The organism is Sphingomonas sp. Leaf62 (genome assembly GCF_001421915.1).
GTDB lineage: Bacteria > Pseudomonadota > Alphaproteobacteria > Sphingomonadales > Sphingomonadaceae > Sphingomonas.
The window spans coordinates 546,337-571,911 of the sequence record NZ_LMLN01000030.1; the positions used below are offsets into that span (position 1 = coordinate 546,337).

General features: G+C 67.4%; 17 protein-coding genes. 12 read left to right on the forward strand and 5 right to left on the reverse strand.

Going from position 1 to position 25,575, the window contains the following annotated elements; genetic code table 11:
• Window positions 1-46: 46 nt before the first annotated feature.
• Entirely contained in the window at window positions 47-1,084 is a 1,038-nt protein-coding gene (locus tag ASE91_RS17825; RefSeq protein WP_056628634.1) for a LacI family DNA-binding transcriptional regulator, read from the forward strand.
• Between the two features lie 140 nt (window positions 1,085-1,224).
• Window positions 1,225-2,757, forward strand: coding sequence for a carboxylesterase/lipase family protein (locus tag ASE91_RS17830; RefSeq protein ID WP_056628637.1), 1,533 nt, complete (start codon window positions 1,225-1,227; stop codon window positions 2,755-2,757).
• On the opposite strand, the gene ASE91_RS20985 is transcribed toward ASE91_RS17830, so the two are convergent.
• Window positions 2,754-3,842 (reverse strand): ThuA domain-containing protein, encoded by a 1,089-nt coding sequence (locus ASE91_RS20985; protein WP_056628638.1) that lies wholly within the window; start codon window positions 3,840-3,842, stop codon window positions 2,754-2,756. The genes ASE91_RS17830 and ASE91_RS20985 overlap by 4 nt on opposite strands.
• Window positions 3,839-5,218 carry a pectate lyase family protein gene (locus ASE91_RS17840; RefSeq protein WP_056628641.1) on the reverse strand — a complete coding sequence of 460 codons (1,380 nt, stop codon included), beginning with the start codon at window positions 5,216-5,218 and terminating at the stop codon, window positions 3,839-3,841. Before ASE91_RS17840 ends, ASE91_RS20985 begins: the two co-directional genes overlap by 4 nt.
• A 230-nt stretch (window positions 5,219-5,448) precedes the next feature.
• On the opposite strand from ASE91_RS17840, the gene ASE91_RS17845 reads away from it, so the two are divergent.
• The 9 genes from ASE91_RS17845 to cobA all read left to right on the forward strand — a co-directional run bounded on the left by ASE91_RS17845 (window position 5,449) and on the right by cobA (window position 19,680).
• On the forward strand, window positions 5,449-8,292 hold the full coding sequence (locus ASE91_RS17845; RefSeq protein ID WP_056628643.1) for a TonB-dependent receptor: 2,844 nt from the start codon (window positions 5,449-5,451) through the stop codon (window positions 8,290-8,292).
• A 23-nt stretch (window positions 8,293-8,315) separates the two neighbouring features.
• On the forward strand, window positions 8,316-9,875 hold the full coding sequence (locus ASE91_RS17850) for a family 43 glycosylhydrolase (protein ID WP_056628646.1): 1,560 nt from the start codon (window positions 8,316-8,318) through the stop codon (window positions 9,873-9,875).
• Window positions 9,876-9,936: 61 nt separating this feature from the next.
• A complete protein-coding gene (locus ASE91_RS17855) occupies window positions 9,937-10,515 on the forward strand; it encodes an ANTAR domain-containing response regulator (protein ID WP_056628650.1) in 579 nt (192 codons plus the stop codon).
• A complete protein-coding gene (locus ASE91_RS17860) occupies window positions 10,515-11,726 on the forward strand; it encodes a CmpA/NrtA family ABC transporter substrate-binding protein (RefSeq protein ID WP_056628653.1) in 1,212 nt (403 codons plus the stop codon). Before ASE91_RS17855 ends, ASE91_RS17860 begins: the two co-directional genes overlap by 1 nt.
• 340 nt (window positions 11,727-12,066) lie before the next feature.
• Window positions 12,067-13,305 (forward strand): nitrate/nitrite transporter, encoded by a 1,239-nt coding sequence (locus ASE91_RS17865; RefSeq protein ID WP_056628658.1) that lies wholly within the window; start codon window positions 12,067-12,069, stop codon window positions 13,303-13,305.
• Between the two features lie 29 nt (window positions 13,306-13,334).
• Complete coding sequence (gene nirB / locus ASE91_RS17870) at window positions 13,335-15,821, forward strand: nitrite reductase large subunit NirB (RefSeq protein WP_056628661.1); 2,487 nt, start codon at window positions 13,335-13,337, stop codon at window positions 15,819-15,821.
• Entirely contained in the window at window positions 15,818-16,156 is a 339-nt protein-coding gene (nirD, locus tag ASE91_RS17875) for a nitrite reductase small subunit NirD (protein ID WP_200910942.1), read from the forward strand. The genes nirB and nirD overlap by 4 nt, the downstream gene beginning before the upstream one ends.
• 148 nt (window positions 16,157-16,304) lie before the next feature.
• The gene (locus ASE91_RS17880) at window positions 16,305-18,896 is read left to right on the forward strand and encodes a nitrate reductase (RefSeq protein ID WP_056628664.1); all 2,592 of its coding nucleotides are present in this window, start codon (window positions 16,305-16,307) and stop codon (window positions 18,894-18,896) included.
• On the forward strand, window positions 18,886-19,680 hold the full coding sequence (cobA, locus tag ASE91_RS17885) for a uroporphyrinogen-III C-methyltransferase (protein WP_056628667.1): 795 nt from the start codon (window positions 18,886-18,888) through the stop codon (window positions 19,678-19,680). The genes ASE91_RS17880 and cobA overlap by 11 nt, the downstream gene beginning before the upstream one ends.
• A gap of 40 nt (window positions 19,681-19,720) precedes the next feature.
• Here the strand turns inward: cobA and ASE91_RS17890 are convergent, their stop codons facing one another.
• Window positions 19,721-22,696: a TonB-dependent receptor plug domain-containing protein gene (locus tag ASE91_RS17890; protein ID WP_056628670.1), complete on the reverse strand. Its 2,976-nt coding sequence runs from the start codon at window positions 22,694-22,696 to the stop codon at window positions 19,721-19,723.
• A 267-nt stretch (window positions 22,697-22,963) separates the two neighbouring features.
• On the opposite strand from ASE91_RS17890, the gene ASE91_RS17895 reads away from it, so the two are divergent.
• Window positions 22,964-23,446: a gluconokinase gene (locus ASE91_RS17895; protein ID WP_056628673.1), complete on the forward strand. Its 483-nt coding sequence runs from the start codon at window positions 22,964-22,966 to the stop codon at window positions 23,444-23,446.
• A gap of 52 nt (window positions 23,447-23,498) precedes the next feature.
• Here ASE91_RS17895 and ASE91_RS17900 read toward each other — a convergent pair whose 3' ends face one another.
• Complete coding sequence (locus ASE91_RS17900; RefSeq protein WP_056004265.1) at window positions 23,499-24,176, reverse strand: FadR/GntR family transcriptional regulator; 678 nt, start codon at window positions 24,174-24,176, stop codon at window positions 23,499-23,501.
• A gap of 32 nt (window positions 24,177-24,208) precedes the next feature.
• A complete protein-coding gene (locus ASE91_RS17905; protein ID WP_056628676.1) occupies window positions 24,209-25,561 on the reverse strand; it encodes a GntT/GntP/DsdX family permease in 1,353 nt (450 codons plus the stop codon).
• Between the last annotated feature and the right edge of the window lie 14 nt (window positions 25,562-25,575).

Sequence of the window (25,575 nt, forward strand, 5' to 3'; positions counted from 1 at the left end):
CGGGCGGGACATTGGCGGATGCCCCGGCCCCGGCTATCGCTGGTGCATGAAGAAAAGCGGCCAACCGACGATCAACGACGTCGCCCGACTAGCCGGTGTCTCCAAAAAGACGGTCAGCCGCGTCATCAACCAGTCGCCGCTGCTGAACAACGATACGCGCGAAAAGGTACAGGGCGTCATCGCGGAACTGGGCTATATCCCCAATCCGCAGGCGCGCGCGCTCGCGCTGCGCCGCAATTTCCTGATCGCGCTGATCCACGACAATCCCAATGCGCAAATGGTGCTGCGCGTGCAGCAGGGGTTGCTGGAGGTGTTGCGCGACACCGAATTCGAACTGCTGGTCCACCCGGTCGATCGCGGCGCGCCCGATATGCGCGACGAAATCCGCCGCTTCCTCGAACGGCAGCGCCCATACGGGGTGATGCTGCTGCCGCCCATTTCCGAAAACGATGCGCTGGCCGAACTCTGTACGCAGATCGGCTGTCGCTATGTCCGCATGGGCTCGGCTGCGTTCGACGATCCCGCGCACATGGTGTCGTCGAACGATCGGGAGGCGGTGCGCGGTGCGATCGAGCATCTGCTTGCCGCCGGCCATCGCCGCATCTGCATGATCGCCGGCCCGCACGGCTTCCGCTCGGCGTTCGAACGGCAGCAGGGCTATGAAGAGGCGATGGAGGCCGCCGGTCTCGGCGTGCAGCGGACCTGGATCGCGCAGGGGAATTACCAGTTCGAATCGGGGATGCGCGCCGCCGAACGGCTGCTCGACCTGTCGCCGCGCCCGACCGCGATCTTTTCCTCCAACGACGAAATGGCGGCGGGCGCGCTGCATATCGCCCGCCAACGCGGGCTGGACGTGCCCGAGGATCTGTCGATCGTCGGCTTCGACGACACCTCGATCGCCTCGCACCTCTGGCCGCCGCTCACCACCGTCCGCTGGCCGATCGCGACCATGGCCCGCGCCGCCGCCTTGAAACTGATTGGCGAGGACGACGAGGACGCCACCGATCCTGCCGAACCCGCCGAACCGACGATGTTCGTCTCGACGCTGATCCGCCGCGCCTCGGTCGGCAAGCCGCAGGCATGACTTGCGGCAACGGATGACACCGATTACCCTGCGCCTGAACGCGATCCCCGCTCGTGCTGCATAGGGGCTGAGCGACGTCGAAGACCCGTATCGAAGCACCGCCACAACGGACCCGGGCTTCGGACGCAAGGGAGAGGAACATGCCCCCATCGATCGCCCGGCGCGACGTGATCGCCGGTGCCGCCGCCCTCGCGCTCGTTCGCCCGGCCCGCGCTGCCGCAGCCGATCCGGTCGTCACCGCCCCCGCCGGCCGCTGGCGCGGCACGGCCGAAGCTGGCGTCCACGTCTTTCGCGGAATCCGCTACGGCACCGACGCCAGCCGCCAGCGATTCCGGCCGGTTACCGCCCCCGCTCCCCTGCGCCACATACAGGCGGCAACGGCATTCGGCCCCTCCTGTCCGCAACGTGCCAACATCGGCGACCAGCAGGAGGACTGCCTGTTCCTCAACGTCTGGACGCCCGACGCCCGCATCAGTGCGAACCGGCCGGTCATGGTCTATCTCCACGGCGGTGCCTATTCGAACGGTACCGTCGTCGAACCGCAGGTCTACGGCCATCATCTGGCGGCATCGGGCGACGTCGTGGTGGTGACGGTCAACCACCGGCTGAATGCGCTCGGCTATCTCTATCTCGCCCGGCTCGACCCGCGCTTTCCCGACAGCGGCAATGTCGGACAACGCGATCAATTGCTCGCACTCCAATGGATACGTGGCAACATCGCCAACTTCGGCGGCGACCCGAACCGCGTCATGCTGTTCGGCCAGTCGGGCGGCGGCGCGAAGATCGCGACCCTCATGGCGATGCCCGATGCCAAAGGCCTGTTCCACGCCGCCGCGACCATGAGCGGGCAACAGGTCACCGCCTCCGGCCCCCTCAACGCCACCCGCCGCGCTGAAGCGTTCCTGACCCGCCTGAAAGCTACACCCGCACAAGCCGCAACCCTTCCCGTGGCCCGCCTGATCGACGCGCTGGATGCCGAAGACCCGATCCTTGGCGGCGGCGTGTATATGGGGCCGGTGCTCGACATGCGGTCGCTGCACCGCCATCCCTTCTGGCCCGACGCGCACCCGCAAGGTCGCGCTATTCCGTTGATTCTGGGCAATACCCGCGAGGAAACCCGCGCCTTCATCGCGCCGCCGCCCGACCTGAACTGGACCAATCTGGCGGCGCGCATCGCCCCACAGCTGCGCGTCGACGCCCCGCCGGAATGGGTCGTCGCGCAGTATTGCGCGCGATTCCCGGCGATGACGCCGAACGACGTCCTGTACCGCGCAACCACCGCCGGGCGCAGCTGGCCGGGGCAGGTGATCGAGGCGGAGACCCGCGCCGCCGCCAGTGCCGCCGCCTGGGTCTATCAGCTCGATTACAGTTCGCCCGTCCGGCCCGGCGGTCGCGCGGCACATACCGACGACATTCCGCTGGTCTTCGGCACGCTCGACGCGCCCGGATCGATGAGCGGCACCGGCCCCGCCGCCCGTGCGCTGTCCCGGCGGATGCAGGCCGCCTTCGCATCGCTGGCACGGCACGGCAACCCTGGGGCGAACTGGCCGCGCTACACCCTGCCCCGCCGCCAGACGATGCTGTTCGATACCGTCAGCCGCGTCGTCGACAATCCCCGCGGCTGGGAACGCGAACTCTTCGCCCGGTTCCCCTATATCCAGCCGGGGACCTAACGCACCGGCGCTGCCAACGGATAGGCGACGACCAGCGCCAATGGCCTCGTGCCACGCTGGGCGATCCCGACCGTGGCCCCGCTGTACAGATACACCGTCGTCCCCGCCGCGACCCGCCGGGTAACGCCGTCGCTGGTTACATCCCCTTCGCCGGTCACGACCTGATACACCTCGTCATGGTCGATCCGGTGCGGCCCGATCGCAGCGCCCTTGTCTAGCGTCCGGCGACGGAACTCCATCGTCCGCCCCGGCACCCGGTCGGTGATCCGCCACGCCGTGCCGGTTCCGATCGCGCCATGCGGCGGTGCCTCTCGCACCCGCGTCGACGCTTCGTCGATCACGATCATCGCCGGTGCCCTCGCCCGCCCGGTCGCCCAGTCCAGCGCGCCGGCGACATGCGCCAGCAGCCGCGGATCGGCCCAGTTTTCCTTGCGATGGCCCAGCCCGGTATAGAAAACGCGCCCCTGTCCGACACGATGCGCCCATGCCAGCGGCTTGGGGTTCACGTCGCTCGCGCCGATCGACTGCGGATCGAACGTCAGCAGCGAATCGAGATCGGTCGACAAATCGCGAAAGCCATACCACTCGTCGGGAATCCGGAACCGGTCGGGCAGCGCATCGATCGCCGGGTGGCGCCCGGCCGACCGCTTCACCTCCGCCTCCGGCACACCCGGCGGATGCTGGGCGAAGCGGCCGCCGATCATCTTGGCATACCATGGCCAGTTATAGTGCGAGTCCGCCGCGGCATGGATCGCGACCACCCCGCCGCCGCCCTCGATATAGCGTTGCAGCGCATCGCGGCGCGGCCCGACGAACCATTCGGTCTCGGGACGCTTGGGATCGGTCGTCGTCGACACCAGCACGATCGCGGCATAGTCCACGGCCTTGTCGAACACCGCCGGGTCGTCGCTCGCTACCGGCTCCAGCCCGCGCTCCCGCGCCAGCCGATCGAGCGCGGCGACGGCGGTCGGGATCGAGTCATGTACGAACCCGGTCGCCCGGTGGAACAGCAGCACGCGCGGCGCGGCGATGGCGGGCATGGCGCACAGCAGCGCCACCACCGCGACGACGACCCGCCGGATCACTGCCGCATCGCCCGATCGCGGGCCGACAGCGATTCCTGGATCGGCCCCTTCTGCCCCGGATAGCGTCCCGATTTCGGCTCCATCGTCGCAAGATCCCATTCCGGTTCGAGAAAGGGTGCCGTGGTCGGCACCGGATGCGGATATCCACTCACTTCGCGTTCGTCGTCGATGACCTTTCCGCGCCCCTCGGCGACGAAAAACAGCACGCGGATATCGTCGGCGTCGCGGTCCCATGGCCGCGCGCCGGCATTGGCGAGCACATGCGTCTCCACATGCTGCGCCGGCAGGACGGGCAAGCCGGCGGGCCAGACCGGCGGCGTCTTCGCCTCGATCAGCTTCGCGCGGGTCACGCCATAGCGCCCGAACATCGGCAGCGGATTGCCATGCCGGTCGACCGCGACATTGTCGCGCCCGTGATAGCGGAGGTCGCCATCGCCACCCAGCATCAGGAACGGCAACCCTTCGTCGGTCGATGGCCCGCCGCGCATGACGTTGCCGACCGCCGACAACTTGCCCTCCTGATAAACATGACCCGCCCATTCGAGCGCCATCAGGTTGTAATGCACCGCGCGCCTGGCCGGGTCGTAGATCAGGTTGTTGACCACCGCCGCCTGTACCCCGCCCTTCAGCAGCGGGCTGCGCTCGACATTATGGGCGTACACGTTGCGCCAGATCAGGATGCCCGTCGCGTTGTCGTGGATCAGCGACCCCTTGCTATGCTCGCCCTTGGGATGGCTGGCATCGGCCAGCCCCTCGGCCAGCAGATTATAGCTGAAGGTGATGTCGTGGCTGGTGCCGCGCCGCCAGTCGTCGGGCGTCGCCCCGTCGAAGCGCGGGCCAGAGGCGGAGAGGTTCTCGTCGAGCGCCCAGGTCATCGTGCAGTGATCGACGATGACATTGTGCGCCGACACGGTGTTCATCGCATCGACCTCCCACCCCGATCGCTTGGGTTGCCCGTCCAGACCCGGCCGCACGCGCAGGTGGCGGACGATCACGTCATGCGCGCGAATGTCGATACCGCCGCGGATCAGCGTGATGCCGGGCGACGGCGCGGTCTGTCCGGCGATGGTCAGATACGGTTCGGTAATGGTCAGCGTCGTACGGCCGAGGTCGATCACCCCGCCGACCTCGAACACGACGATCCGCGGCCCTTTCGTGTCCAGCGCGGCCTTCAGCGATCCCGGTCCGTCCGCCGCCAGCGTCGTCACGCGGACAATGCGTCCGCCGCGCCCGCCGGGGGTCACCGCCGCCCAACCCTGCGCCCCCGGAAAGGCCGTCATGGCCGCGGATGCCGGTGCGGTTTGCGCCGACGCCGGCAGCACCGCGCTCGCGATCGACAGCAGGCCGCCAAGGGCCAAGCAGGTCAGTCGGTTCATAATTTTCCTCTCCGCGCGCTTCTTGACAGCTTCGTCGTGTCGGCACAATGTCGCGTTGACACCGGTTTCTCAAGCCGAAAACGGCAAAACCGGATTTTCGGGACCCGACAGGCGTCCCGGAAAGGGTTCGACGGCGCGGCGGAACGATTTTTCCGCCTTGCCGACCAGAGGATGACATCAGGCGTGAAACGATTGCGCCCGGTGTCATCGCGATAGGGAGAGGGTTCGCAATGCAATTTCGTCACCGCCGCCAGATCGTCCGCGCACTGCTGGCCGCCACCTCGCTGGTCACGCTAACCGGCACCGGCCATGCGCAGGATGCTGCCCCGACCGGAACCGATCCGGCACCGGTCGCCACCGAAGATGCCGAAGCCGAGATCGTCGTCACCGGCTTTCGCGCGTCGCTGAACGCCGCGCTGAACGTGAAGCGCCAATCGGTCGGTGCGGTCGACGCAATCGTCGCCGAAGACATCGGCAAATTCCCCGATCAGAACCTCGCCGAATCGCTGCAGCGCATTCCCGGCATCGCGATCCAGCGCGATGGTGGCGAGGGCCGCGCGATCACCGTCCGCGGTCTCGGCGCGCAATTCACCCGTGTCCGGGTCAACGGGCTGGAGACGGTCACGACGTCGAGCGACGGTGCGTCGGCCAATCGCGACCGGTCGTTCGATTTCAACGTGTTCGCATCCGAACTGTTCAGCTCGATCGTCGTCCACAAAACGGCGTCGGCCGATCTGGACGAAGGGTCGCTGGGCGCGGTCGTCGACCTGAACACCGGCAACCCGCTGGCGGGCAAGACCGGGCTGACCGTCGCCGCGTCGGCGGTCGCCAACTACAACGATTTGTCGAAGACGGTCGGCCCGCGCTTTGCCGGGCTGGTCGGCTGGAAATCACCCGACGGGACGCTCGGCGCATCGATTTCCGCCGCGTATCAGGACACGCGGACCAAGGAGATTGGCAACAATACCGTCCGCTGGGCACAGGCACGGTTCGATTCGGTCGACGGCACGCCGTGCTGGACTGCCCCCAATCGCGGCGGGACGTATATCGCCGGTGCCGCCTGCGACCGTGCCGCCCTCGCCTTCCATCCGCGTATCCCGCGCTATGGCGAGGTCGAACATAGCCGCGAGCGCCTCGGCCTGACCGGCAGTGTGCAATGGTCGCCGACCGACGCGACCAAGGTGTCGATCGACGGCCTGTATTCACGCTTCCGCGCCGACCGTCGCGAGAAATGGGGCGAGGTGCTGCTGCGGTCGAACGAGCGGCAGACCGACGTGCTCAACCCGACCTATGACGATAACAACAACATGGTGTCGGCGACGCTGAACGACGCATGGGTTCGCACCGAGCATTATTTCCGCCAGTCGCAGACCGAATTCTACCAGATCGGCGGCACCTGGGATCAGGACCTGAGCGACAAGTTCCGCTTCACCCTGCTCGGCGGCTATTCGAAGTCCGACGCCAGCGTGCCGGTCGAAACGACGCTGGTGTTCGACGATCGCGATGCGCAGGGCTATCGCTACGATTATTCGAACCGGGACTCGCCGCTGCTCGCCTTCGGCACCAGCGTGACCGATCCGGCGAATTTCCAGCTCGCCGAAATCCGCGACCGACCATCGGACGTGGTGAACCAGTTCAAGACCGCGCAACTGCGCACCGAATGGGACGTGGCGGAGGGGTTTCAGGTCCGCGCCGGCGGCATGTGGCGGCGCTACGACTATGACATCACCGCCTTCACCCGCGATACCGCGGTGTGCGGCAATGGCGGTCGCGATCTGGTGCTGGGCACGATCACCTGTTCGGCCAGCACCGCCTTCGGCCCGACCGCGGTATATGGGTTCCAGGCGACCGATGCGCTGTCGGACCTGTTCACGCTGAAGGGGTCGAACGCGCCGTCGGGCACGTCGCTACAGTGGCTGATCCCCAATTTCGACGCGGTGACCGATTTTACCGGCCTGTATAACCGCCCGCTCGCGCTCGATGTCGGCAATAATCGCGGCGTGGTCGAGGAGACGAAGGGCGGCTATCTGCAATTCGATGCCAAGGGCACGGTATTCGGCCTCGAATATGCTGCCAATGCCGGCATCCGCTATGTCCGGACCGACCAGTCGTCCTATGGCATCAACAGCGGCGTCAACGTGACGGTGAAGCGCGATTACGAGGATTGGCTGCCGTCGATGAACGTCGCGCTGTATCCGACCAGCAACATCATCGTCCGCGGCGCGATTGCCAAGGTCATCACCCGCCCGTCGCTCGGCAACCTGACGCCCGGCGGATCGGCCGACGGCTTCAATTTCCGGGTGACTACGGGCAACCCATTCCTCGATCCGTTCCGCGCGACCAATTACGATCTGGCCGCCGAATGGTATTTCGCGCCGCAATCCGCTTTCTCGGTCGCGGTGTTCCGCAAGGATGTGGCGAGCTTCCCGGTTGCGGTCGCGCGCAGCGGCACCTTCACCGAAACCGGGCTGTCGCCATCGGTGCTGGTATCGTCGTCGCCCGCCGCGCTGAACCCCGCGCTCCAGTCGCAGGACATCTGGACGATCTCGACCACCGGCAACGGCACGGGCGCGTCGCTCGACGGGATCGAGATCGCGTTGCAGGCTCCGTTCCGTTTCCTGCCGGGCGTGCTGCGCAATTTCGGCGGGATCGTGAACGCGACCTTCGTCCGGTCCGACGCCGATTATACGCAGCAGGGTCCGGCGACCGTGCCCGGCGGCGCGTTGCCGACGATCACCCGGACCGAGACGCTGTACAATGTGTCGAAGCGTCAGTTCAACGCGACGCTCTATTACGAAGACGCGAAGTTCAGCGCGCGCACGTCGGTCGCGTATCGCGGTCCCTATGTCGATGGCGGATCGGGGACCGGCAATATTTTCGAAGGCTATGACTCGATCGCGAACGTCGATGCGTCGATCCGGTACAAGCTGACCGACTTCCTCGAACTGTCGATCGAGGGCACGAACCTGACCGACGCCTATCGCCGCCGGATCGTCGACGTCGATGCACGCCGTAATTACGAGAACAACCATTTCGGGCGCACGCTGCTGGTCGGCGCGCGGGTGAAGATGTGAGCGGTTTCTCGCGCCGGGGGGTGATGGCGGGGGCGGCGCTGGGCGGCGCGCTCGCCACGCTACCCGCGGCGGGTGCGGCGGTGCCTGCCCCTGCCCCGCCCTATCGGCGCGGGTATGACAACCAGCGTATCGCCGATCTGGGCGACGGGCGCTTCCTCAACCCGTTGATGGCGGGCGATCATCCCGATCCGACGATCCTGAAGGATGGTCGCGATTATTACATGACCTTCTCGACCTTCGATTCCTATCCGGGGCTGGTCATCTGGCATTCGCGCGATCTGGTGAACTGGACCCCGCGCACCGCCGCGCTGACGACGAATATCGGTGCGGTGTGGGCACCCGAACTGACCAGGCACAAGGGCCGCTATTACCTCTACGTGCCCACCAAGAACCCGACGACCAGCTGGGTGATCTGGGCCGATCATATCGACGGGCCGTGGTCGGAACCGATCGACCTGAAGCTGCCCGATCATATCGATCCGGGCCATGCGGTCGGCGAGGACGGGTCGCGCTGGCTGTTCCTGTCGGGTGGCGACCGCATCCGCCTGTCCGACGATGGCCTGAAAACGGTCGGCAAGGTCGAGCATGTCTATGATCCATGGCGCTATCCCGACACATGGGATGTCGAGGGGTTCAGCCCCGAAGGGCCGAAGGTCACGCGGCATGGCGACTATTTCTACCTCGTCACCGCCGTTGGCGGCACGGCGGGGCCGCCGACCGGGCATATGGTGATCGCGGCGCGATCGAAATCGATCCACGGCCCGTGGGAGCATCATCCCGGCAACCCGATCGTCCGCACCACGTCGATGACCGAAAAATGGTGGTCGCGCGGCCATGCGACGCTGGTCGAGGGGCCGGACGGCAGCTGGTGGTCGGTCTATCATGGCTATGAAAACGGTTATTGGACGCTGGGGCGGCAGGCGTTGCTCGACCCGGTCGAATGGACGCCCGATGGCTGGTTCCGCATGACCGGTGGCGACCTGTCGCAGCCGATCGCCAAGCCCAAGGGCGGACAGGCGGTGCGCCATGGGCAGGCACTGTCGGACGATTTCGCGACACTGGCGCTCGGCACCAAATGGAATTTCTTCCGCCCCACGCCCGATGATCGCGGGCGGGTGCGGGTGCAGGACGGCGCGCTGCTGCTCGATGCGAAGGGCAAGGCGCCGTCGGACGGCGCGCCGCTGCTGCTGATCGCGGGCGATACCGGCTATCGCTTCGAATGCAATATCGAGATCGCGCCGGGCGGGACGGCCGGGCTGATCCTGTTCTACGACGACAAGCTGTATTGTGGGTTGGGCTTCGACGAACAGCGCTTCGTCACCCACCAATATGGCATCGAGCGCGGGCGGCCCGCCAACCGCCATGGCCGTCGGATGCGGATGCGCGTCACCAACGACCGGCACATCGTCGCCTATCACACCAGCAGCGACGATGGCCGGACGTGGCAACGCTTCGACCGCGGCATGGAGGTGTCGGGCTATCACCACAATGTGCGCGGCGGGTTCCTGATGCTGCGCCCCGGCCTTTATTCGGCGGGACAGGGCACCGCGCGCTTCCACAACTTCCGCTTCACCGCGCTATAGCTTGACGCGCCCGACTGGCGCGGGGCACAGGCCGCGCGTCAGCTTCGGGGGTAGCGGGATCATGCGGATCGCGATCATCGACACCAGCACCACACGCGCCGCGATCATTTCGGACGGCCTGCGCGAGGCGGGGCTGGACGATATCGTCGTCATCGACGGTACCCGCCGACTGGTCGCCGATGTCGAGGCGGCGGCCGCCGAGGTCATCCTGATCAACCTCGAAAATCCCAGCCGTGACGAGCTGGAGGAATTCTTTGCGGTGTCGCGCGCGATATCGCGTCCGATCGCGATGTTCGTCGATCAGAGCGATGCCGAATCGACCGCCGCCGCCGTCGATGCCGGCGTGTCGGCCTATATCGTCGACGGCCTTGCCAAGCAGCGGATCAAGCCGGTGCTCGACCTCGCCATCCGCCGGTTTCAGGCGTTCGCGCGGTTGCAGGCCGAACTGGTCGAGGCGAAGAGCGCGCTGGCCGACCGGACGACGATCGACAAGGCGAAGGCGATCCTGATGAAACGACGCGGGATCGACGAACCCGCCGCCTATGCGCTGCTGCGCGCACAGGCGATGCGGTCGAACCGGCGGATCGCCGAGATCGCCGACGCGATCCTGACCAGCGACGCAGTGATGGGAGGGCTGTGATGGCACAGGACAAGATCCGCATCGGTTTCCTGCCGCTGGTCGATGCCGCGCTGCCCATCCTCGCCCGCGAACAGGGATTTGCCGAAGCCGAGGGGCTGGAGATCGAACTGGTCCGCGACACGACGTGGGCGACGGTGCGCGACCGGCTGCTCTACGGCCATACCGACGCCGCGCACATGGTCGCGCCGCTCGCCATCGCCACCGCGCTGGGTCGCGGGCGGCCGGCGGTGCCGCTGGCGGTGCCGTTCGTCCTCGGGCTGAACGGCAATGCGATCACGCTGGCGCTGCCGCTTGCGGAAGAGGTGCTGGACGGCGACAGTCTTGGCGATCCGGTGACGCTCGGCGCGCGGCTGAAGGTCGTGGCGGCGGCGCGCCTCGCGGCGGGGCGGCGGCTGCGCTTCGGCGTGGTGCATCGCTATTCGAGCCATAACTACATGCTGCGCTACTGGCTGGCAGCGGTCGGTATCCGGCCCGACATGGATGTCGAGATCGTCACCATCGGCCCCACCTTTGCCGCCGATGCACTGGCGGTGGGCGAGGTCGACGGCATCTGCGTCGGCGAACCGTGGAACAGCGTCGCGGTCGATCGCGGCGTGGGGCGGATCGCGCTGGTCACCGCCCAGATCTGGCGGCGCGGCGTGGAAAAGGTGCTGGCGCTGCGCGAGGAGACGGTCGGCGAGCGCGGCGAGGTGGTGCAGCGGCTGATCCGCGCGCTCCACGCTGCCGCCGCGCACTTCATCGATCCGGCGACGCGCGACGCCAGCGCGGCGATCCTCGCCCGTCCCGACTATCTCGACGCGCCGGTCGATCCGATCGCCCGCGCCATCGGCGACCGGGTGCGGGTGGTAGCGGGTGCCGAGCCGCTCCACGTCCCCGATTTCATGTTCCAGTATCGCGAGGCGGCCAATTTCCCGTGGCGCAGTCAGGCGGCGTGGCTGTATTCGCAGATGGTGCGCTGGGACCGCGCGCCTGTCGCGGCGGACGAAGCCCGGATCGCGCAGGGCGTCTTCCGTCCCGATCTGTACCGATCGGCGCTGGCGGGATCGGGTGCCCCCCTGCCCGGGGCCAGTTCGAAACTGGAAGGCGCGATCGGCGGCACCGTCGCCGCGGGGTCGACACAGGGGCGACTGATGCTGGGCAGCGATCCGTTCTTCGACGGGCGGTCGTTCGATCCCGACGATATCGCGGGATATCTGCGCGCCCTGCCCTGACGATTTGAGTCGTTGGCGCGCGGATGGCCGGAAGTTTGCAAAGGTTGCACGTGTCGCGTGTCGCCGAGGTCGGAAAAGTGCGACGAACCGAGTTAACACTCCGTTCGTCGCAAATCGTGCTGCACTGCGAAACCACCTTGCACGATGATCGCGAATCGGTCATCTTGTGCGCGTCCGGCAATGGCGTCGGGCACGAGATAAGCGCGAAACGGTTCCAATGGCGGGACCGATAGCGTCGGGCGATCGATGATCGCCACACGGCAACGAAGCCGCTCCGATGCGCCCGATAAGGGCCGCGTCGGGGCGGCTTTTTTTTGTCCATCGCATTCGGGGAACTGCCATGGCTACCGCCTATTGGAAAGACGATACCGCCGCCAAACCGGACAGCTTCTGGTCCAGCGGACATACGCCGACGCTGATCGCGGCATTCCTGTATTTCGACCTCGCCTTCATGGTGTGGGTGCTGCTCGGCCCGCTCGCGCCCGACATCGCCAAGACGCTGTTGCTGACCCCGGCGCAAAAGGGCCTGATGGTCGCGGTGCCGACGCTGGCCGGGGCGCTGCTGCGCGTCGTCAACGGCCTGTTGGTCGACCGGATCGGGCCGAAGCGCGCCGGCGCGATCAGCCAGATCATCGTCATCTCCGGACTGTTCAGCGCATGGACGCTGGGGGTGAACAGCTTTGCCGGCACGCTCGCGCTGGGCGTCATCCTCGGGTTCGCCGGGGCGAGCTTCGCGATCGCCCTGCCGCTTGCCAGCCGCTGGTATCCGCCCGAGCATCAGGGCAAGGCGATGGGCCTTGCCGGCATGGGCAATTCGGGCACGGTGCTGGCCGCGCTGTTCGCGCCGACGCTTGCCAAGCTGTTCGGGTGGAATGCGGTGCTGGGCCTTGCCTGCATCCCGCTGACGCTGGTGTTCGTCGCCTATATGGTGATGGCGAAGGACGCGCCGAACGCGCCCCCGGCGCGCAAGCTGACCGAGTACTTCCGTCCGCTGAAGCAAGGCGATGCATGGTGGTTGATGGGCTTCTACGCCGTCACCTTCGGCGGGTTCGTCGGGCTTGCCGCCTCGCTGCCGATCTACTTCACCGACCGGTTCGGGCTGACCACGATCACCGCCGGCTATTGCACCGCCGCCTGCGTCTTCGCCGGATCGCTGGTGCGACCGATGGGCGGGGCGCTGGCCGACAAGGTCGGGGGCGTGAAGGCGCTGTCGGTGGTGTTCGTCATCGCCGCCGCCGCGCTGGCCGGCGTCGGTCAGGCCGATAGCGTCGAAGCGGCGCTAACCCTGTTCGTCGTCGCCATGCTGGCGCTCGGTACCGGCAACGGCGCGGTGTTCCAGCTGGTGCCGCAGCGTTTCGCCGCCGAGATCGGGGTGATGACCGGGCTGGTCGGTATGGCCGGCGGTATCGGCGGCTTCTACCTCGCTTCCTCGCTCGGCCTCGCCAAGCAGCTGACCGGCAGCTTCCAGAGCGGGTTCCTGATCTTCGCCACGCTCGCGCTGATCGCCTTTGCCGCACTGACCATGGTCAAGCGCCGCTGGCGGCGCGACTGGACCGCCGCCGACGGCGTCCGGATCTGAACCCTGTCCCCTTGCCACGGATCACCGTCATGAAACACGAAACGATTACCCCCGGCGGCGACCCGCGCGAACACCTGGTCGTGATCGGCAACGGCATGGCCGGATGCCGCGCGGTCGAGGAACTGCTGGCCCGCGACCCCGGCCGGTACCGCGTCACCATCTTCGGTGCCGAACCGCATGTGAACTACAACCGGATCATGCTGTCGCCGGTGCTGGCGGGGGAAAAGACGTTCGAACAGATCGTCATCAACGATGCCGACTGGTACGCGCAGAACGCGATCGAACTGGTCGCGGGCGATCCGGTCGATGCCATCGACCGTGCGGCGAAGACGGTGACGGCGCGATCGGGCCGGGTCACCGGCTATGACCGGCTGCTGATCGCAACCGGCTCCGATCCGTTCATCATCCCGGTGCCCGGCAAGGACCTGCCCGGCGTGATCGGTTTCCGCGACATGAAGGATGTCGACCACATGCTCGCCGCCGCCGAACGGGGTGGCGATGCGGTGGTGATCGGCGGCGGGCTGCTTGGGCTGGAGGCGGCGCACGGCCTGTCGCTGCGCGGCATGAAGGTCACGGTACTGCACATCATGCCGACGCTGATGGAACGGCAGCTCGACGAAGCGGCGGGCTGGCTGCTCAAATCCGCGCTCGAAGCACGCGGCCAGACCATCCTGACCGGGGCCGACACCGCCGAAATCGTCGGCACGACCCATGTCGAAGCGGTCCGGTTGAAGGACGGGACGCTGATCCCCGCCAGCCTCGTGGTGATGGCGGTCGGCATCCGCCCATCGGTGGCACTGGCCCGCGCGGCCGGCCTGGCGGTCGGGCGCGGCATCCAGGTCGACGACCATATGGTCACGTCGGACCCCGCGATCCTCGCGGTCGGCGAATGCGTCGAGCATGACGGCAACGTCTATGGCCTCGTCGCGCCGCTATGGGACATGTGCCGTGCGCTGGCCGATGGGCTGACCGACGCACATACCGGTTATCGCGGATCGGTGACCTCGACCAAGCTGAAGGTCGCCGGGCTGGACGTGTTCTCGGCGGGCGACTTTTCGGGCGGTGCGGGCGCGGAGGACATCGTCCTGCGCGACGCCAGCCGTGGCGTCTACAAGCGGGTGGTGGTCAAGGACGACCGCATCGTTGGGGCGGTGCTGTACGGTGATACCGCCGACGGCAACTGGTATTTCGACCTGCTCAAGCGCGGCGAGGATATCGGCGCGATCCGCGACCTGTTGATCTTCGGACAGGCCTTCGCTTCGGGAGGGGCGCAGGCGGACCCTAAGTCGGCCGTTGCGGCGCTCTCCGACAATGCGGAGATTTGCGGCTGCAACGGCGTGACCAAGGGGCAGGTGGTCGGCTGCATCGCCAAGGGCGCGCACAGCCTCGATGCGGTGCGCGCCACCTGCAAGGCGTCGGCATCGTGCGGATCGTGCACCGGGCTGGTCGAAACCATCCTCGCCCTGACGCTGGGCGACGATGTGCAGGCCGGCCCCAAGACGATGTGCAAATGCACCAGCTTCGGTCACGACGACGTCCGGCGCGAGATCGTGGCGCAGGACATGCGTTCGATCCCCGAAGTCATGCAGAAGCTGCACTGGTCGACGCCCGATGGCTGTTCGTCGTGCCGTCCGGCGCTCAATTACTATCTGCTGTGCGCGCTGCCCGGCGTCTACAAGGACGATCAGCAGAGCCGCTTCGTCAACGAACGCCTTCACGCCAACATCCAGAAGGACGGCACTTATTCGGTGGTGCCGCGCATGTGGGGCGGCCTGACCAACCCCCGCGAATTGCGCGCGATCGCCGATGTCGTCGAGAAATACGACGCACCGATGGTGAAAGTGACGGGCGGCCAGCGGCTCGACATTTTCGGCATCAAGCGTGAGGATCTGCCTGCCGTCTGGGCCGATCTGAACGCCGCTGGCATGGTCAGCGGCCATGCGTACGGCAAGTCGCTGCGCACGGTGAAGACCTGTGTCGGGTCCGAATGGTGCCGCTTCGGCACGCAGGATTCGACCGGTCTGGGTGTCAAGGTCGAACGCATGACGTGGGGATCGTGGATGCCCCACAAGTTCAAGATCGCGGTGTCGGGCTGCCCGAGAAATTGCGCCGAGGCGACGATCAAGGATTTTGGCGTCGTCTGTGTAGATAGCGGCTATGAATTGTCGGTCGGCGGCAATGGCGGGATCAAGGTCCGCGCGACCGATTTCCTGTGCAAGGTCGCGACCGAGCAAGAGGCGATGCAGTATTGCGCCGCCTTCATCCAGTTGTACCGCGAGGAAGCGCGCTATCTGGAGCGGACCGCGCCGTGGATCGAACGGGTCGGTGTCGAGTATGTCCGCGCGCGCATCGCCGACGATGCGGCGGGCCGCGACGCGCTGGCCGAACGCTTCGCGTTCTCGCAGCAGTTCATGCAGGACGATCCGTGGGCGGCACGCGTCGCCGGGGCCGAACGCGAACATCACGCGCCAATGGCGACCTTCACCCCCACCCGCGCGACGGAGGAAATGGCATGATCGGCGAATGGCTCGATATCGGCTGGGTCGATGAAATCCCGGTGCGCGGCAGCCGCACCGTACAGGTCACCGGCGGCGACGATATCGCCGTGTTCCGCACCGGCGAGGGCAAGGTCTTCGCGCTGGCCGACCGCTGCCCGCACAAGGGCGGGCGGTTGAGCCAAGGCATCGTCCATGGCGGTGCGGTCGCGTGTCCGCTCCACAACTGGCGCATCGCGCTGGCGACCGGCGAGGCAATGGGCGAGGACAAGGGCTGCACGCCGACGGTGCCGGTCAGGATCAGCGGCGGCCGCGTCCTGCTCTGTCGCGCCAGTGCGCTGAAGGTGGCGGCGTGACTCTTCCTCTCTCCATCCGGGTCCCACGAAAGTATTACTTTCGTGGGTGCCCTGCCAGGGGAGAGGGTCGGGGAGAGGGGGTCGTGCATAGCAACGACTGCCCCGCACTCCCCCTCTCCCAACCCTCTCCCCCAAGGGGGAGAGGGCTATGAGCATCAAAACCACCTGCGCCTATTGCGGCGTCGGTTGCGGCATCCTTGCCACGCCCACCGGCGCACGCACCGCGACGATCGCCGGCGACCCCGACCACCCCGCCAATGCCGGCCGCCTGTGCTCGAAGGGCACCCATCTCGGCGAGACGATCGGCCTCGAGGGTCGCCTGCTCGCACCGATGATCGGCCGCAAGCAGGCGAGTTGGGACAAGGCGCTCGACCTCGTCGCCAAACGCTTCCGCGATACCATCGCGCAGCACGGCCCCGACAGCGTCGCCTTCTACGTCTCCGGCCAGTTGCTGACCGAGGACTATTACGTCGCCAACAAGCTGATGAAGGGCTTCATCGGATCGGCGAACATCGACACCAATTCGCGGCTGTGCATGTCGAGCGCGGTCGCCGGACATCTGCGCGCGTTCGGCGAGGACGTCGTTCCCGCCAATTACAGCGACCTCGACGTCGCCGACCTGATCGTGCTGGTCGGGTCGAACACCGCATGGTGCCACCCCATCGTCTATCAACGCATCCGCGCCCGCTGCGACGCCGGGGCGAAGCTGGTCGTGATCGATCCGCGCCGGACCGAGACCGCCGACGAAGCCGATCTGCATCTGCCCGTAAAGCCCGGCACCGACGTCGCGCTGATGAACGGGTTGCTCGCATGGTGCCGCGATACCGGCGCGCTCGACGAAGCGTATCTCGACGCCCATGTCGCGGTGCCCGATGGTTTCTGGGACAAGCTGGCCGAAGGCTATGACCTGTGGTCGGTCGCGAAAACCTGCGACGTGCCCGCCGCCGACCTGCGCCGCTTCTACGAATGGTTCGCCGCCAACCCGCGCACCGTCACGATGTTCAGCCAGGGGATCAACCAGTCGCTGACCGGCACCGATCAGGTCAATGCGATCGTCAACGTCCATCTCGCCACCGGCCGCATCGGCAAGCCCGGTGCCGCGCCCTTTTCGATCACCGGCCAGCCCAATGCGATGGGCGGGCGCGAGGTCGGCGGCCTCGCCACCACGCTCGCCGCGCATATGGACTTCGCGCCCGAAAATGTGGCCCGGGTCGGCCGCTTCTGGGCCGCACCGAATATGGCGACCGCGCCGGGGCTGAAGGCGGTAGATCTGTTCCGCGCCGTGGGCGAAGGCCGGGTCAAGGCGGTGTGGATCATGGCGACCAACCCTGCCGTTTCGATGCCCGATGCCGATCGCGTCCGCACCGCGCTGGCCGATTGTCCGTTCGTGGTCGTGTCCGACGTGATCGCCGATACCGATACGTCGGCCTATGCCCATGTCCGCCTGCCCGCCGCTGCGTGGGGCGAAAAGGACGGGACCGTCACCAATTCGGAACGCGTCGTCAGCCGCCAACGTGCCTTCATGGCCTTGCCCGGCGAGGCCAAGCCCGACTGGTGGATCATCGCGCAGGTCGCGCAGCGCATGGGCTGGAACAGTGCCTTTGCCTATGACCGGCCCGCCGACATCTGGCGCGAGCATTGCCGGCTGTCGACCTATCAGAATGACGGCGCGCGCCGCTTCGCGCTGCCGGGGCACGCCGCACGCGGCAACACCGACTATGACGCGATGCAGCCGTTCCGCTGGGACGAGACGCCGTTCGCCGATGGCCGTTTCTCGACCCCCGACGGCCGCGCCCGCATGGTATCGGTCGCGCAGAAACCGGTCGCCGGCACGCTCGACGCCTGGCCGATGACGCTGAACACCGGGCGCTATCGCGATCAGTGGCACACCATGACTCGCACGGGCCTGAGCCCCAAACTGGCGCGCCACCGCGAGGAGCCGCTGGTCGAGGTCCATCCCGACGATGCCCAACGCCTCGGCATCGCCGATGGCGGCCTCGCCCGGGTCGCAACGCCGCAGGGCGACAGCCTGTACCGTGCGCAGGTCACGCCGACCCAGCGGCCGGGCGAATTGTTCGTGCCGATCCACTGGACCGATCGTACCTCGACCGGTGGCCGCTCCGGCCGCCTGCCCCGCCCGCTGGCCGATCCGGTATCGGGCCAGCCGGGGTTCAAGGCGACCCCGGCGCGCATCACCGCCGTCGCGTGCGGCTGGCGCGGTTTCCTGATCCTGCGCGGCGAGGCGGCGGCGCGACCCGATTGCCTGTGGGCGACGCGCATCGCGGTCCCCTGCGGCACTGTCTGGGATCTGGCTGGCGACGGCGATGCGGCCCGGCTCGACGTGCTGCTCCCGCGTGGCGAACGGATCGAGGCGATCGACATCGCGCGCGGCACCCGTCGCACCGCGATCCTGCAAGACGGACGACTGGCCGCCGCCCTGTTCGTCACCCGTGACGGATCGCTGCCGCCGCGCGACTGGCTGGTCGCGCAACTGGCCGAGGCGAGCGCCGCGCCGACCCTGCTCGCCGGCCGTGCGCCGGGGGTGCAGGTCGACCGTGGTCCGATCGTCTGCGCATGCTTCGACATCGGCCTGCATACCATCCTGACCACCATCGCCGACCAGCGGCTGACCGACGTCGCTGCGATCGGCAAGGCCATCGGTGCGGGAACCAATTGCGGCTCGTGTCGCCCCGCGCTCGCCAAGCTGCTGCTCCAGAAAGGATCGACCCATGCCGCATGATTTCCCGCACGGCATGGTCTGGCTGGTCGGGGCAGGTCCCGGCGACCCCGACCTGCTGACGCGCAAGGCTGAGCGGCTGATCGCTGCCGCCGACATCGTCTTCTACGACGCGCTGGTCGGGCCGGGCGTGCTCGACCTGATCCCGGCGCAGGTCGCGCGCGTCCCGGTCGGCAAGCGGTCGGGCCGCCATTCGAAGGATCAGCGATCGATCAACGACCTGCTCGCCGACGCCGCACTGGCGGGCCAGCGCGTCGTGCGGCTGAAGGGCGGCGATGCGTCGATCTTCGGCCGGTCGACCGAAGAGATCGAGCATCTGGCCGCGCACGGCGTCGCGACGCGCATCTGCCCCGGCATCACCGCCGCCAGCGCAGCGGCGGCGTCGGGCGGCGTTTCGCTGACGCTGCGCGGCCTTGCGCGCAAGCTGACCTTCGTCACCGCCCATGCCCGTGCCGGCGAGGCGCTCGACCTCGACTGGCAGATGCTGGCCGCCGCCGATGCGACGCTGGCGGTCTATATGGGCCGCGCCGCCGCGCAGGAGGTCGCGCGCGAGCTGATCGCTGCCGGCCGTGCCGCCGACACGCCGGTCATGGTCGCGGTCAACGTATCGCTGCCGACCGAACGGATCATCCGTGGGCGGCTATCGGCGCTCGCCTTTCTGGTCGACGCGATCAGCGACAGCGACCCCGCGCTGCTGTTGATCGGCGAGGCGGTCGCCGCGCCGATGCCGGTCGCCGCGCGGCGTGATACGGCCACCAGAATGTCCTTCGTCGCGTCGTCGGACTGACCCTGCCCGCAGGCCGTAGAATTGCCGACACCGATCGGGATCAGAAGGTGAAACGAAGGCCCGCCCGGTAGGTACGGCCCAGCGTGTCGTAGAGCGCCGGGTTTACGTCGAGGCCGGTGTTGGTCTGCGGCGACGGGGTCGGATCATTGTCCATGACGTTGTCGACCTTGCCATACAGGACGGCATTGTCGGTAATCTTGAACGAGGCACCGAGGTCGAGGTAGAATTCGCCCTTCATCCGGTTGAAATTGACGGTGTTGTAATTGCCGGTCGAAACCGGGCAGGCGGTCTGACAGACGACATAATTGTTGTTGAACACGCCATCGGAAAACCAGCGTTCCTGCACGGTCAGCGTCAGCCGGCCGCTGTCATAGGTCTGCGTCGCCAGCCATTTCCAGTCGGGGATGGCACCGCTGTTGGCACCGGCGTCGTCGCGTTTGGCGACGCCCGCAATCCCGGCATCGACGATGAATTCACGGACATGGGTACCCAGCGCGCGGATCGTGAAATTGCCCGGCAGGCCGAGCGGCTGGCGCCATTGATAGCTGGCCTCCAGATTGAAACCGCTGGTTTTCCACGACGCGAGGTTGAACGGCTGCACATTGACGAAGTTGCTGCCCTGCGGTCCGTCCAGCTGGAAGCCGCCGCAGAACGTCTGATCCCCTTCGAAACAGAAGCGCACGATCTGGTCGGGCGACAGGCTGGAGACGACGCCGTTCAGCTTGATCTGGTAATAGTCGACCGACAGGCTCAGCCCCGGCAACCACGACGGCCGCGCATAGACGATGCCGAGTTCGGTATCGCGCGCGGTTTCGGGCCGCAGGTTCGGATTGCCGACGGTGTTCTGGAACACCTGTACCGCGACGTTGCGGAACGGGTCGTTGAAGCTCGGCAGCGTAGTGACGGTCGGTGCGGCGAACAGTTCGGACAGGTTCGGGGCACGCACGTCGCGCGACGTGACCGCGCGCAGCGTCAGCCCGTCGAACGGCGTGGCCCAGGTGCCGCCGACCTTCCATGCCCAGATCGTTCCCGACGTGCTGTAATCGGTCAGGCGCGCGGCGGCGTTCAGATTGGCGCGACCGGCCACGTCACTGTCCACCAGCGGCAGATTGACCTCGACGAACCCTTCGAGGACGTCGTATTTGCCCGTCCCGTTCTTGTAGTTGCCGGCCGCCCAGTTGCTGCCCTGCGCCGAGTTCAGCAGCGGATCGGCGGGGTACAGCGCGCTGTTGGGGCTGACGTCGGCCACGCCCGCGCCATAGGCGTCGCCCCGGACCCGGTAATATTCGCGGCGATATTCGCCGCCGAACGCGACCGACAGCGGCCCTGCCCATAGATCGACCGGCTGGCCCGAAAAGTTGAGGCTGGCGACATCCTGCTTCAGCGTCGTCCGCTGGAGCGGACCGGCCTGCGGCATGAGATAGTCGAGCGCGGCCTGGCTCGGGCGGAAATCGCCGAAGATATTGATCGGCTGACACCCCAGCGCGCGGGCGCGCGCATCGGCGCACACGATCGCGCCGTTCAACACCACCGCATTGGTCGCCGCGACGTAGCGCGGTTGCAGCACGATCCGGTCGACATCGATCGCGACCTTAGTCGTGCCGTGCTGATAATAGGCGTCATAGGTCCAGTCGGTCCCGACGACCGCGACCTTGCCCTTCGCCCCGACGACGAAGCGATACTGGTCGCGATCGGTCTGAACGAGCTGGTTGGGCAGTTGCCCGTTGCTCGACCCGAAGTTGAACGAGGTGATGCCGGCGGTGGCGCAACGATCGCGGATCAGCTGCGGCAGGAACGGATTGGCACACTGTACGGTCAGGTTGGGGCGGTTATAGCCCGGGCTCGGCTGGTTGCTGGTCTTCACCTGCGCGATGTTGACCGTGCCGTAGATCTCGTTGCTGGCATCGAGGTCGAAGCCGATCCGGCCATAGCCGTTCATGCGCTCCAGCTTCGATTTCAGCGACGCGCTCGATCCCGGCGCACCGGACAGGTCACCGCCGACGCAGAAGGAATTGCCCGGATAGCAGTTCGACACGCGGCCATTGCCGAGCGGCGTGCCGCCCGATCCGTAGTTGAAATTGACCGGCGTACCGTTCGCGTCGAAGGCGATTCCCTGAAGCGGGCCGTTGTTGATAAGGCCGTATTTCGCGTACTGATAGGGCTGCGCGAAATCGGAATAGGTGAATTGCGGTCCGGGTCCGCTGGTGATCCCGGAGTTGAGCAGCGTCGACGCGCGGTGCCAGTCGCGCCGGCCGGCTAGGTCGGTGCCGTAATTGCCGGGGCCGACCCCGCCCTCATGATCATATTCGCCGCTGACGATCAGGTGCAGCCGGTCGCCCATGAACGACGTGCCATAGGCGGCCTGCACCAGCGCGGTCTCGTCGTCGCCATAGGTGGTGATGCTGCCGAGGACGTTGGCCTTGAACCCCTTGAACCGGGTATCGGTAATGAAGTTGACCACGCCGCCGACGGCGTCCGATCCATAGGATGCCGACGCACCGCCGTTGACGATGTCGACGCGCTTGACCAGCAGCTGCGGAAACATGCTGATATCCGGCACGCCGGTCACATTGGCACCGACGACGCGCTGGCCGTCGAGCAGCGTCAGCGTGCGGATCGGTTGCAGTCCGCGCAGCGAGAAGGAGCTGAGCCCCTGCGTCCCGCTGGACGTGCTGAAGGTCCCGGTCGACGCGCCGGTCGACCCCTGCAACGACGGCAGCTGCTGGATCGTGTTGAAGATGTTCGGCTGAGCGTTGTTGGCGATCTGCTCCTCGCCGATGACGGTGGTGGGCGTCGGCGCGTTGAACCCGTTGGCGACGATGCGGCTGCCGGTGACAACGATGTCCGCCGCATCCTGTTCCGGTGCCTGCTCGCGTTCGGGCGCCACGTCCTGTGGCGCAGCGGCCGGCACGGCAGGCGTGGTCTGCGCGAAGGCCGGCGCGGCACCCAGCGCACAGGCCAGCGCGAACAGGCTCGTGCCCAGACGGCAGCGATCAGGCGAAAAGCGATCCATCATCCATCCCCCAAAGCTTTTTGATCGATCCGTCACCCGTCGAGGGCGCGAACCGTTGCAGCGGTCATAGCGGATGATGTTCGCGGTAACATCTACGACCATGGTCGCGGTTTATGGGTACGACCAAGGTCGCGATGGTAAGTACCGGCAGATACGGGCAGGAACCGCGCAGGAACCGCCCCGGCCGCAGCGGCCGGACCGGGAGCAAGGACGAACCCCCTGCCCGCACCATCGCCCCCCGCCGCCCTTGCCCACCGCGCGGTCGTCGTGATGGGGGTGAGCGGTTGCGGCAAAACGACACTGATGCACCACCTCGCGACGCGGCTGGGCTGCGCCGCGTTCGAAGGTGATGCGTTTCACGGGGCTGCCAATGTCGCGAAGATGCGTGCCGGTCATCCGCTCGACGATGCGGATCGCTGGCCGTGGCTGGACCGGCTCGGCGCGGCGATCGGGGCGGCGGTGCGGGACGATGGCCTCGCCGTCGCCGCGTGCTCGGCGCTGAAACGGGACTATCGCCGGCACCTCGAACGCGTGAGCGGCGTGCCGCTGCTGTTCGTGCTGCTCGACGGCGAACGGGCGACCATCGCCGAACGACTGGCCGCGCGCGCGGGGCATTACATGCCCGCCAGCCTGCTCGACAGCCAGTTCGCCACGCTAGAACGCCCCGCGCCGGACGAGCGCGCGCTGGTGTTGCCCTGTTGCTGGCCGGTCGAACGGTTGGCGGCGGCCGTGCTGCGGTACGTTCACGCGTAAGCCGGTCGGCTGACCCTGCCCGTCGGATCCGGTCGACTGCCGCGATCGATCGCTACGGCATCAGCCGCTTGCGTCCCTGTGACAGATGCCAGCGCATCGCCAGTGCCGCACCGTCGCCGTCCTGCGTGCGGATGGCGTCGACGATCGCGTCATGTTCTTCCATCATCGCCTCGATCACCTGCGGCGGGCGAGCGCGCGAGATGTCGACCCCGGCGCGCAGAATCCGCATCACCCCGTCCTGCAACTGGTCGAAGATTGCGACGAAGGCGTCGTTGCCGGTCGCCTCGGAAATCGCCCGATGGAGCTGCCAATCCTCGTCATGCGCCGGTGCACTCGACAGGAGTGCGCCGCGCAGGGCCGCCAGACGCTTCTCGATCACGTCGAGGTCATGGTGCGAGCGGCGCTGCGCCGCCAGCCGCGCCGCCTCCGCCTCGACCACGAAACGCACTTCGTAGGTACCGAGCGTCGCCGCCAGCCCGTCGAGCGGCACATGCGCGCCGAGCCGTTCGGACGGGCGGCGCTTCACATAGGAACCGGCACCGCGACGCGCCTCGGTAATGCCATCGGCGGCAAGGCGGACCAGCGCCTCGCGCACGATGGTGCGCGACATGCCGAACATCTCGGCCAGCCGTGCTTCCGATGGCAGCCGGTCGCCCGCAGCCAAATGCTCTTCGTTGATGATCCGCACGATCGCCGTATAGGCGCGATCCGCCAGTCTCTCGCCCGTCACGGCTGCCCGTCCTCTCCGTCACGCTGATCGAGTCAGACGATGTAGCTCAGTCCCGCGACCATGATGAGGCCGGCGACCGAAATCACCGTTTCCAGCAGCGACCAGGTCCGGAACGTATCGGCGGTGCTGGTGCCCATATAGCCCTTTACCAGCCAGAAGCCCGGATCGTTCACATGGCTGAAGAACACCGACCCGGCACCGATCGCCAGCACGACCAGCTCGGGCGAGGCCCCCGATGCGGCGACGACGCCGGGCATGACGCCGACGGCGGTGATGGTGGCGACGGTCGCGGAGCCAGCGGCCAGCCGGATACCGACTGCGACCAGCCAGCCGAGCAGCAGCGGCGAGATCGCATACATCATGACCACCCGCGCGAGCAGGTCGGACAGTCCGGCGCTGACCAGCACCTGCTTCAACGCGCCGCCCGCACCGATCGCCAGCAGGATCGCGCCCGCCGCGCCCATGGTTTCGTGCCAGATCGATTCCTGGATCGCCGCCTCGCTCAACCGCCGCCCGAACAGGAGCGGCAACGCCATCAGGTTGGCGATCAACAGCGCAAGCACCGGATTGGCGGCGGCGGCAAGGATCGCCGAGTCGGCAAGGGCCGGCACCAGCTTGGCCAGTTCGCCCGACGCGATCAGCACGATCGGCAGCAGCACGATGAACATCGCCCGCCCCCGCGACGGCGTGGCCAGGTCGATCACCGGATCGCTGAGCACCGGCTCGATCAGGCGGATGCCGGGGGTTACGAACCGCGCCAGCACCGGTCCGGCGAGGATCGCGATCGGAATGGCGATCACCACGCCATACAGCATGGTGAGGCCGAGATCGGCCCCCAGCGCCTCGACCGCGAGCAACGGCCCGGGGTGCGGCGGGACGAGCGCATGGACCACGCCCAACCCGGCGAGCGCGGGCATGATGAGGCGCAGCTTCGCCGCGTCGCGCGCTTCGGGTGTCGCGCCGTCCGCCATCGCCTTGGCCGCCGCGACCACGATCGGCAGCAGCAGGACCAGCCCGGTTTCGAAGAACAGCGGCAGGCCGATCACGATGGCGATGCCCAGCGTCGCCCATGGCGCGGCGCGCGGCCCGGTCAGCCGCAGCGCGCTGTTGGCCAGCGCCGACGCCGCGCCCGACAGATGCAGCATCGCGCCGAGCGACAGGCCGAGGGCTACGACCAGCCCGGTGCCGCCGATGATGTCACCGACGCCCTTCTGCACGGCCTTTGCGGTGTCGATCAGCGGCAGTCCGGCGAGCAGTCCGACCGCAAAGGCACCGCACAGCAACCCCATGAACGGGTGCAGCCGGCCGCGCACGATCATCAGGATCGCAAGCGCGATACCGGCGATCGCGGCTGCGACCAGCCGCAGGTCACCGCCACCGGTCATCGGGCGACCCCACG